At 67.3% G+C, this 9,382-nt stretch carries 7 protein-coding genes and 1 pseudogene; 5 read left to right on the top strand and 3 right to left on the bottom strand.

The window, feature by feature from the left end; translation table 11 throughout:
• Positions 1 to 361: 361 nt before the first annotated feature.
• Complete coding sequence (locus ACFY10_RS54955) at positions 362 to 1,117, top strand: IS5 family transposase (RefSeq protein ID WP_390672971.1); 756 nt, start codon at positions 362 to 364, stop codon at positions 1,115 to 1,117.
• Here the strand turns inward: ACFY10_RS54955 and ACFY10_RS54950 are convergent.
• Both ACFY10_RS54950 and ACFY10_RS54945 read right to left on the bottom strand, forming a co-directional pair.
• Positions 1,112 to 1,663 carry a hypothetical protein gene (locus tag ACFY10_RS54950; RefSeq protein WP_388843013.1) on the bottom strand — a complete coding sequence of 184 codons (552 nt, stop codon included), beginning with the start codon at positions 1,661 to 1,663 and terminating at the stop codon, positions 1,112 to 1,114. The two genes, ACFY10_RS54955 and ACFY10_RS54950, sit on opposite strands and share 6 nt — an antisense overlap.
• Positions 1,664 to 2,415: 752 nt before the next feature.
• Positions 2,416 to 4,527 carry a HEAT repeat domain-containing protein gene (locus ACFY10_RS54945; protein WP_390672970.1) on the bottom strand — a complete coding sequence of 704 codons (2,112 nt, stop codon included), beginning with the start codon at positions 4,525 to 4,527 and terminating at the stop codon, positions 2,416 to 2,418.
• A gap of 192 nt (positions 4,528 to 4,719) precedes the next feature.
• Here ACFY10_RS54945 and ACFY10_RS54940 point away from each other — a divergent pair, with 192 nt between their 5' ends.
• The 4 genes and pseudogenes from ACFY10_RS54940 (at position 4,720) to ACFY10_RS54925 (ending at position 8,275) form a co-directional block, all read left to right on the top strand.
• Positions 4,720 to 5,079 carry a hypothetical protein gene (locus tag ACFY10_RS54940; protein ID WP_390672969.1) on the top strand — a complete coding sequence of 120 codons (360 nt, stop codon included), beginning with the start codon at positions 4,720 to 4,722 and terminating at the stop codon, positions 5,077 to 5,079.
• Between the two features lie 15 nt (positions 5,080 to 5,094).
• A pseudogene (locus ACFY10_RS54935) lies at positions 5,095 to 5,355 on the top strand (TIGR02391 family protein); the annotation flags it as partial.
• A gap of 640 nt (positions 5,356 to 5,995) precedes the next feature.
• Positions 5,996 to 7,108 (top strand): helix-turn-helix domain-containing protein, encoded by a 1,113-nt coding sequence (locus tag ACFY10_RS54930; protein WP_390672968.1) that lies wholly within the window; start codon positions 5,996 to 5,998, stop codon positions 7,106 to 7,108.
• Between the two features lie 3 nt (positions 7,109 to 7,111).
• The gene (locus ACFY10_RS54925; protein ID WP_390672967.1) at positions 7,112 to 8,275 is read left to right on the top strand and encodes a hypothetical protein; all 1,164 of its coding nucleotides are present in this window, start codon (positions 7,112 to 7,114) and stop codon (positions 8,273 to 8,275) included.
• Positions 8,276 to 8,289: 14 nt separating this feature from the next.
• Here ACFY10_RS54925 and ACFY10_RS54920 read toward each other — a convergent pair whose 3' ends face one another.
• A complete protein-coding gene (locus ACFY10_RS54920; protein ID WP_345567423.1) occupies positions 8,290 to 8,907 on the bottom strand; it encodes a hypothetical protein in 618 nt (205 codons plus the stop codon).
• Between the last annotated feature and the right edge of the window lie 475 nt (positions 8,908 to 9,382).

The following is a 9,382-nucleotide window of genomic DNA, read 5'->3' as shown; positions in this document are numbered from 1 at the left end:
CCTGTTCTCATGCATCCACCCGGCCAAGATCACCCGACCAGGCACCTTGTTCGACCAGAACCGTCCTCATGATCGATAGGAATACGGCTTCTTAGGACCTCTAAGTAGCTGTTGTCGTTCCAGTCTGTCGAACGGGAGTCTCGATTGGGTGGTCGCGGGGTGTTCGGCGCATACGAGCAGGGCCTCCTGAACAGCTCGTTGGTGTCGAATCACCGAGCAACATCAGGAGGCCCTGGTGCGGCAGTCTTCCGTGTCGATGGCCGGGCCGTCCAGTTCCCTCACGCTGGAGTGTGACTGTCTGGCTCACCGGTTCGGAAACGCCGCCGACAACGGGTTTCGGCAGTCTCGCTACCCGACGGACATGACCGATGCGGAGTGGGCGGCGGTACGGCCGTTGCTGCCGGTGCCTGGCTGGATGCGCGGCCGGGGAGGGCAGCCGGAGGCGTACTGCCACCGGGCGATACTCGATGCGATCGGCTACCTGGTCGACAAAGGCATCAAGTGGCGGGCGATGCCCGCCGACTTTCCGCCGTGGGACCGGGCTTATGCGTTCTTCCGCCGCTGGCGCGACCACGGCCTGGTCAAGGAGTTCCACGACCGGTTGCGCGCGAGGATCCGCGAGCGGCTGGGGCGGGATGCGGAGCCGTCGGCCGGGGTGATCGACTCGCAGTCGGTCAAGGCGGACGCCGTCGTCGGGTCGGACAGCCGCGGCTTCGACGGCGGCAAGCTGGTCAACGGGCGCAAGCGGCACGTCGTGGTCGACACGCTCGGCCTGCTGCTGGGCGTGATGGTCACCGCCGCGGACACCGGCGACCGCACCGCCGCCCGGGTGCTGCTGCGGCAAGTCGCCGACGTGCACCACCAGTTGGAGCTGGTCTGGGCCGACGGAGGCTACACCGGCAGCCTCGTCGAGTACTGCCTGGCCAGGCTCGCCCTTGGTCCTGGCGATCGTTCAAACGCAGCGACGACATGTGCGGCTTCGTGGTGCTGCCCAAGCGGTGGATCGTCGAGCGTCTCTTCGCCCACCTCATGCGCACCCGCCGCCTGGTGCGCGACTACGAGCGTCGCACCACCAGCGCCGAGGCGATGGTCTACTGGTCGATGGCCCTGCTCATGACCCGCCGCCTGGCCCGGCCACGCCCGCAGCCAGCGTGAACCGGCCTGGCTGCTGCTCGGCCAGCCAGCCGCGCGCGACCAGGTGCTTCGCCTTCGACCGCAGTGCCTCCACCCGTGCCGGCACCACGTCCATGCCGAACGCCGCGGCCATCTCCTGGCAGGTCAGCGCCCCTTGATGCAGCCGGTCCCGGTCCGCGAGAGCCCTAAGGATGCGCTGGTAGTCCACCGACAGCACCGACCAGGCCAGCCCTTCACGCCACATCGGAACCTGCGACTTCGTCTTCGCTGCCTCCGGCACCTGCGGCGTCTTTCCGGTCTGCTCTTCGGCGGCCGGCGCGGTCCCCTCGGCCCGGGCGGGGTCCCGCCCGCCCTCGTCCACGGGGGCCAGCACCTCGCCGACCCGCGAGCAGGCGATGGCCCACTCCTTCCATTCCCGCTCGGCCACGGCCAACTCGGCCTGGACACGGTCGGCTTCCTCCCGCAGCTCGTCCACACGACGGCGAGCACCCAGCTCACGCTGTTCCAACAGCCCAACCACCGACGGCATCCACGACCTCCCAGGCAGCGACAGCACGACAGGCCACAACTCCCACGGGATCGCCGACCCTATGCCCGACCAGCGGAAACGCAGTCCTCAAGTCCGGAAAGACAACAGCTTCTAAGACGTGGCCCGTCAACGAGACCACAGCCGCAACATGCACATCGCGATGCGTATCGACCCCCAGCACCACCTCATGCACATCTGCCGCGCGGCCCGCGGCTCGAGGCGGGTCTGACGACTCGATGGTTCATCCCCCGTCGCAAGTCAGCAGCCGCGCCGCCGACCCGGAGAGCGGTCACCAGTGACACGGTGCAGAGGACACCCCGCATTCCAGTGCTCCAGACACGCTCGCCCGGTCCAGCGTCCAAGCGCACTGCCTCGCCCCGCGTCGACACAGGATGGTTAGGACACGTCGGTCCGAGATGTCAGGAGCCAGTCCGCGGTACGGCAGCAGCGTTCGCTTCCATACTCCCCAACCGCCGCCCACCCTCATGCAGATCACCTCGGCCGATCTGCAGACCATGGAAGCTCCCCCACCGCCGCGCGCCCTGTATCTCCTTCAGCGCATTTCGGTGCGCTCCGCGCGAAGGGCAACCACCGGCTCGTACGCGCCGCACCCTGTACCTCGGGCGCCCGTCGGCGCACTCGGCAAGGACGGGGCGAAACCGGCGTGACTGAGGATGTCATTGGCCGGTACGGCCGACACCAAGCGCAACGGGGTGCCAGCCGCGGGGCTTCGATGAAGCACTGTGTGACTCTCACATGAGGCGTGTGACGATGGCGCGGCAGGTGGCCTGGAGTTCCTCGTCGTTGGCGGTACTGCGGACGTGGCCGCTGCGGCGTGAAAGTGCCAGTTCTTCAATGACCCGAGAGAGGGCGGGGGCAGCAGCTAGGCCCATGCGGTTCAGGCAGGCGGCTACGTAGTTGGAGGTTGCGTCGTTCTCCTCCCAGGCGCCCAGCAGCGTCTCGACGACAGCGGGTGCCTCGGCCGCGCCTCCGATGTCCCACAGCGCGGCAGCCGCGTGGATGCGGGTCCATTCGTAGCCATCGGCCAGCATGGTTCTTAGGCGGGGCAGCGCCATCGCGGCGGGTTGGCCGATCCGGCCAAGGACGTCGGCCGCCGCACGGTGCACGTGCGTGTCGAGCAGGTCGTGCAGCTTCGGCACGGCACTCTCAACGTTGCCTTCGAGCTCCCACAGCGCACCGGTGGCGGCCATGCGCAGGTGGATGTCCTGTGCGTCGGCAAGCGGGCGGACGACATCAAGGGCAGTTGCGGCCGCGGTTCCGAATGCGGACAGAGCATCGAGGGCGTTGGCTGCGGTACGCCAGTTCTCTTGGCGGATCGCAGCGGTGACGGCGTTCGTGAGCGCGGGTATGGCGGCCCCGTCACGCAGTGCGTCAAGAGCGGACAGCAGGGCGCCGGTGCTCGAGCCGAACCCGTCCTGGGAGAAGTCCGAGCCGGCCAGGCGCCCGTTCAGCCGAGGCACAAGATCACCGGCGGCCGGACGCAGTTGCCCGACGACTTGCAGGGCGCGCCAGGCGTCGACGTCGTCATCCAGCGCGTTCAGCAGACAGGGCAGCGCTCGCAGATCTTCAAGGCGGGCCAGTGCCAGGACGGCTTCCTGGTGGGCCCGGCGCAGCAGCGGTTGCGGCGCCGCCCACACGTCCCCACCGTGCACGGTGCGTTGCATGTCGACGTAGGAGGCCAGGGCTTCCCGGGCGGGTTCGGATACGGGGGCCAGAACTCTGAGGGCCTCAGCAGCCGAGGCAGCGGTGTAGGGATCGTCGGGCAGCAGGCAGTCGGCGAGGTGAAGCACCAGGTTGGTGTGGTCACCGCGCCACGCCGCCATCAGGTCCTGGGCCATACCGATCGCGTCGAAGCGTACGGCGGCATCGGAACTGCGAAGCTGCTCCGTGAGCAGAGCCGTCCGCTCAGGGATGCGGGCGTCCAGCACCGCGTGGAAGGTGCGCAGCAACGACGTGGTCGGCGCGTGGACGCGGTTGTGCCGCTCCAGGTCCTCGAAGGCCGCGGCTATCTCCGGCGGAACGTTCTGCTCCGCGGGCGGCGGGGAAGCCGAAGCGCGGGTGTCTCCCTCGGCGTTGGGCTCGTGCGCCTCGTCATCGGGCGTATGGGACGGGGTAGTCGTGGACTGCCGGAGAAGTTCAATCGCCTGCGGCACGAGGTCGCGCCCGATCCGTTGAGGGGTGCAGCGGGTCCGGTGCACGAGCGCGGCCAACCGGATGTCGGCATCCGATGCCGGCTCGCCGATCAGGGCATCGAGCCAGGCCGTGGCGGCGGCATGGACCGCAGGCAGGCGAAGCGCGAGATCGGCCGTCGTGCAGATGACCAACAGCCTTTCCACGGTGCCGTCCTCCGCCGCCAGCCGGCCGCGCAGCACGTCCAAGGCGAGATCAGCATCGTCCAGAAAGAGGCCGAGAGCTTCGATCGCCGCCCTGCGCACGAGCAGCTCAGCATCAACCGCGTAGCGGACGAAAGTTCCTGCGCGCTCGCGCATCTGCGCGACCACGTCGGCGTGGGCCGTCGACTCGGTGCCGTCGGGCGTGAAGTACACCGCGTTGATGTCACATTCAGAGGCTTCGCGGCCGATGCTGAGCAGCAGCGCGACGACTGACGCGCGATCTGGCGTTGCCGGATCGTCGGCCAGAGCGAACAGAAACGGCAGGCTCGCCGCGGTGCACGGGTAGACATCCCCCTGGTGGTGGGCCGCACCGTAGAAGTTCCCGAACGCCTTCTCGCGCGCCTCGGGATCCGGCGAACCCATCTCCCGCAGCCACACCGGAACATCGTCGGCCGGACCGTACGCGTGGCCCATCGACGGCCAGTCGACGCCATCAAGTTCATTGATCATGAACGGCACTATGGCGGACGGCACTGACAAGCAAGTTCTGCAGCTGCCTCAAGGAAAGCCCAGCAGCATCCTCGGGTGCGCGCGGCAGGCGAGCAGCTTCACCCACGCGGCAACGGCCATGCTCGATCTGCTTACCTAACGCGGAAGTTGCCGACACGTGGGATTGTCAGTGCCACACGGCACCATGGACACGTGAGCATCGATATCCCCTGGGCCCGCACCGAGTTGGCACAGTTCCTGAAGCTGACCGAGCTCTACCGTCAACCCGACCCGCCGGGCGTCGTCAGCATCTCCAGCCACCTGAGCAACCGCGGCAAGCAGTCCGAGATCGTCGCCAGCGCACAAGTGGTCGAGCAGATCCTCGACCGTGTCCTGCCCCGCTGGCGCACCAAGGTCCCCGCCGACCACAACAAGAGCGTGAACCGCTGGTACCAGCACCGGGAGGCCGCCCAGCGCGCCGACGCGGCCCTGCAGCGGGACGCGGAGGTCCGGGACCGGCTCGGCGATGACGCTCCTCAGCTCAGTGCCGCGCCGATGCATCCGTGGGTGTGAAGTGGTGCCCGGTCGTTGTGGCAGAGCGGGCACTTCCGCGAGGCGGTCACGGCTGCCGCGAAGAAAGTGAACGCGGAGACGCAGAACAAGGTTGGACGCCGGGACGCAAGTGAAACCGCCCTGTTCCAGAGCGTGTTCTCCAAGGACGACCCCAGGCCCGGACAGCCGCGCCTGCGGCTCAGGCCGGACGACGGTAGCGACACGTTCCGAAGTGTGCAGCGCGGGGCCGCCGCCTTCGCCGAAGGCTGCTTTGCAGGCATCCGCAATCCCAACAGCCACAGGACGGCCTGCCGGAACTACCGGAGAACGAGGCGTTGGAGCAGCTCGCGGCGTTCAGCGTGCTCGCCCGCTGGGTGGACGCCGCAAGCCCGGCGACATAACGCGCTGCCGATCAGCGCAGGAGGGCGGCGATCTCCGGGCCGCCACCCGCACCGGCCGCCCCACCCTGATCAAGGTGGCGACGGCGGGTCCGGTCCAGTCGCCGTAGCCGAGGTTCGACAGCTTTGTTCAGAACACTCCATGACGGGATCGGCTTCGGGTGTACGGCCAGGCGGCACCACCGGGCTGGAGGTCAAGCCGGCACTCACCGAGCGGCTGCTACGGCACCACCTGCTGTGAGACGCCGCAGCCCCAGGAACGCGACCCTGCAGCCTGGCGATTCGGGCAGAGCCAGCGTCAGGCTCGACCACGGAACGCCCCCATCCGCATCAAGCCAGGAGGGCGGCAGTACGGCCCCGTTGGGTGCGCACCCCGGAAGCCTTACCGAACACAACCCGCGGAGCGTGGAGTTGGACTGTCAGTGGCGCGTGATATCCCTGAGGGCATGACACTCTGCGGATCATGTGCGGAATATTTCGAGGGATAAAACCGTGTATCCTTGCTGGAGTTGAGACTCGCCAGGAATGGGGGTGAACCCGTGAGCAATCAGAAGGAGTTGCTGGCGGATCCCGCCATGCTCGCCCTGGCTCGCGACTCCCGGGGGTGGACCCAGTCCGAGCTTGCGGAGCAGATGTCGCGCGTGGAGGGCAACCGCATCACGCAGGGGTACGTGAGCCGGGCTGAAGCCGGACGCATCCCGGTCCGGGCTGAGCGGGTGCTCCTGTTCGCCGCTGCGCTTCGCTTCACCCCCGAGATGCTGTGCCGGGCCGCTGAAACGGCTGGGGCAGGCATAGGGCTAATACACCACCGCAAGCGGGCCTCCCTGGGAGCCCCCGCGCTGCGCCGAATCCATGCGACGCTTGCACTCACCCGCCTCCAGGTCGAAGCGGTGACCCAGGCGGCGACCCTCCACCGCCCCCACCGGTTCAGGCCCATTGAGGTGAACGACTTCGACACTCCCGCGGACGCCGCGGAGACGGTGCGCGAAGAGTGGAACGTTCCCGCCGGCCCCATCGATGACCTGGTCGCTCTACTCGAAGACGCCGGCGCCCTGGTCGTCGTCCGCGACCTGGGCACCACCGAACTCGACGCCGTCAGCCAGTGGCCGCACGGCCAGGCACCGCTGGTACTCCTCAACTCCACCGCCCCTGGCGACCGTTCACGCTTCAGCCTCGCTCACGAGCTGGGCCATCTGATCATGCACCGCGCACCGGGCGAGGGACGCGCTCAGGAGGCCCAAGCCGACCGGTTCGCCGCCGAGTTCCTCATGCCGCACGAGGTGATCCTGGGCGAGCTGAAGCCCGGCATCGACGTCGCCCGCCTCATGGATCTCAAAGCCCGCTGGGGAGTCTCCATGGCCGCTGTCATCCGACGGGCCGTAGACCTGGGCGTGATCAGCGAATGGCAATACCGCACACTCATGGTCGAGTTGTCCGCGCTCGGCTACCGCACCAACGAACCAGTCGTCATCCGGCGCGAGACCCCGCGCCATATCGCCCAGGCCGTCACCCGGCTTGAGGGACAGCACCACCTCAGTGCGACCGAGACCGCTCACCTGGCGGGCCTGGGTCGTGAGGAGTTCCACGAGATCTACTTGTGCGCTTCTTCTCCGTCCGGACACAAGGACGTGCCGGACCCTTCTGCGAGGTGATTCATGAGCAACGCCCCCGATCCCAGGCGGCGACCGCCCGCCGTGAAGACGCTCGACCACACCGTGGCAGCGGTGCCGCTCCTGCAGGGACGCGTACTACTGCACGAACATGCCCAGTACACTCCCCGACCTCGCCCGGCCCTCGATGACGGCCTGAGCGGCGTGGTCATGACCGGCGTCAACGCCGACGCACGCGCCTTCCAGCTCCGCGCCGACGTCGGCTACCAGGGCACTCTGCTGATCGACAGCGCCGCGTACACCACATACACGGCAACGGCCGAGGAGCCGTTCATGGCTCCCCCCGACGAACTGTTCGCCGCCGTGGACACCTCACTGAACTTCCAGAAGGCTCGAGGGGCAACCGCAGCACTGACGCCCACCGGCTACATACCGCCGGCGAACTCCCGTACCCTCAAAGCGGTAATGCGGGAAGCCAACCGGATCGAGCGAGCCGACACGCTGGTCTCCCTTCCGATCGATGTCACCTGGCTGAGCCGGGAGAACATCGGCCAACTGATCGCGGTATGCGCCAAGATCCGTCACCCGAAGGCGGTCATCCTCTTCCGCCAGTTCGACCCACTGGGACAGACGAAGGACGTCCCGGCCAACTTGCGCCGGCTGTTCACCGAGGTCGAGCACATGTCACTGCTGCGCACAGACCTCGCAGCTCTCGACGTGATGGCGCACGGCGCCCTGTGCGCGGGAATCGGCGTCCAGAGCTCGCTCCGCCACGCGATACCGCCCGACGAGAAGGCCCAGATAGGCAAGCGCGGTGGCGGCCCCACGTACCCGCACATCCTGATGCCGCAGTTGATGTGCTTCAAGGGCGCCGAGTTCTTGTCCAAGGTCTACGGCAATGCCGATCCGGCAACCTGCGACTGCGAGGAGTGCGACGGGCGCAGCCTCGACAGCTTTTACCTTTCCGACGGTGAAACGCGGCGTGAGGCCGAGAACCACAACATCCACACCTGGGGCGCATTTGTCAGCGACATGGCCAGCCATCGAGCCGGCTCCGAGCGTAAGACGTGGTGGCGCAACAAATGCGCTGCAGCCGTCGACCACTACGCACTGGTAAACCAGCGCATCGGAGTGGGTGCGAGTCCCAAGTCCGGGTTCCAAGTACCCGCGCCGCTCAAAGCATGGGCGACGTTGCCCGTCACTCAGTAGCCGGATACACCCCCTCAGGGGAGCTGACGGTGGACGTCTTCCAGGAATTTCCAGCCAGCAACCGTATGGCGCTTGCGCACGAAGGGGCTGGGTGGCACAACAACCTCGACCGCATCACCCTGGACGTGGAGCAATCCGATGCCGTAGAAGTCAGCGCGCATCACCGCCTCGTTCTTGCGCCGCAACGCGCCATCGATCAATACGGAACGAGCAGTGAATGGCGTGAACCGCTCGGCCCGCTCCATCGCCGATTCCCAGCTGCGTCCGGGCACGAACACCATGTCGACGTGGACCGGCTGGGTTGCCAGACGGGTAATCAATCCGTCGCGTCGGACCACCGCCCCCTTCGGCAGGCACTTCAACGCTCGGCGTTCCCTGCCGTTCAGTGATCCGGAAGGAACAGGCTCGCCGAGCGGCAGCGCCATCAAGAGGTTCAGGGCATCCGGTCGCGTCAGGGGTGGCATACCTGCAGCCGCCCGTCGCTCCCGCTCTCGCGCCTCGAATCGGTAGGCCGCAACGACCTTCGCCCCCTCGGCTTCAACAACCGCCAGGTTCGCATCGCGGGGTACGAGATCGCCGGGAGCCAGCGCTCCCGCAACCACACCCAAGGGCTCCCGCGCCGCGATTGCCATCGACCAACCCGCTCTCGTCCTGTACCGACGCTCTCCCCAGCAGGGCCGTACACGCTCATCCTTACCGCTTGACCCGCGCCACCGGAAGCAGCCTCAACAACAAAGCCAACAGACCTCAACCGGCCCTAGACACGGGAACGCATCCATACGAACGGCAAGGCTAGTACGGACACTCGTACGAACGACGACCACTACCCCGATAGCTCCGCATCGTGTCGACGGTCAGCCGATTCGGCTCTGTCGGGGATCTTGTGACGTACCCAGCCTGAACTGGGCATCTACAGGGTGTGCGGTTCAGGGGGTTTGGGGCGGTTGCTACCGCATTTAGCCGGTGTGGTGGTCGAGTCGATCGAGCGTGTGGCCGGGACGGTCACGTTCTGCGGCTCTGTCGGGGATCTTGTGACGTCACCTGCCTGATCTGGGCATCTACCGGGTGTGCGGTTCAGGGGGTTTGGGGCGGTTGCTGCCGCATTTA

Origin of the sequence: Streptomyces sp. NPDC001401, from assembly GCF_042895385.1 — a bacterium.
Taxonomy (GTDB): Bacteria; Actinomycetota; Actinomycetes; order Streptomycetales; family Streptomycetaceae; genus Streptomyces.
Note: the sequence above shows the minus strand (reverse complement) of the source record. Positions and strands in the feature narration are given on the sequence as shown.

Coding starts and splice junctions, on each gene's coding strand:
- ACFY10_RS54950 (WP_388843013.1), bottom strand. CDS start 1,663: ATGCCGTCGGTGGTTGGGCTGTTGGAACAGCGTGAGCTGGGTGCTCGC.
- ACFY10_RS54945 (WP_390672970.1), bottom strand. CDS start 4,527: ATGATCAATGAACTTGATGGCGTCGACTGGCCGTCGATGGGCCACGCG.
- ACFY10_RS54920 (WP_345567423.1), bottom strand. CDS start 8,907: ATGGCAATCGCGGCGCGGGAGCCCTTGGGTGTGGTTGCGGGAGCGCTG.
- ACFY10_RS54955 (WP_390672971.1), top strand. CDS start 362: ATGACCGATGCGGAGTGGGCGGCGGTACGGCCGTTGCTGCCGGTGCCT.
- ACFY10_RS54925 (WP_390672967.1), top strand. CDS start 7,112: ATGAGCAACGCCCCCGATCCCAGGCGGCGACCGCCCGCCGTGAAGACG.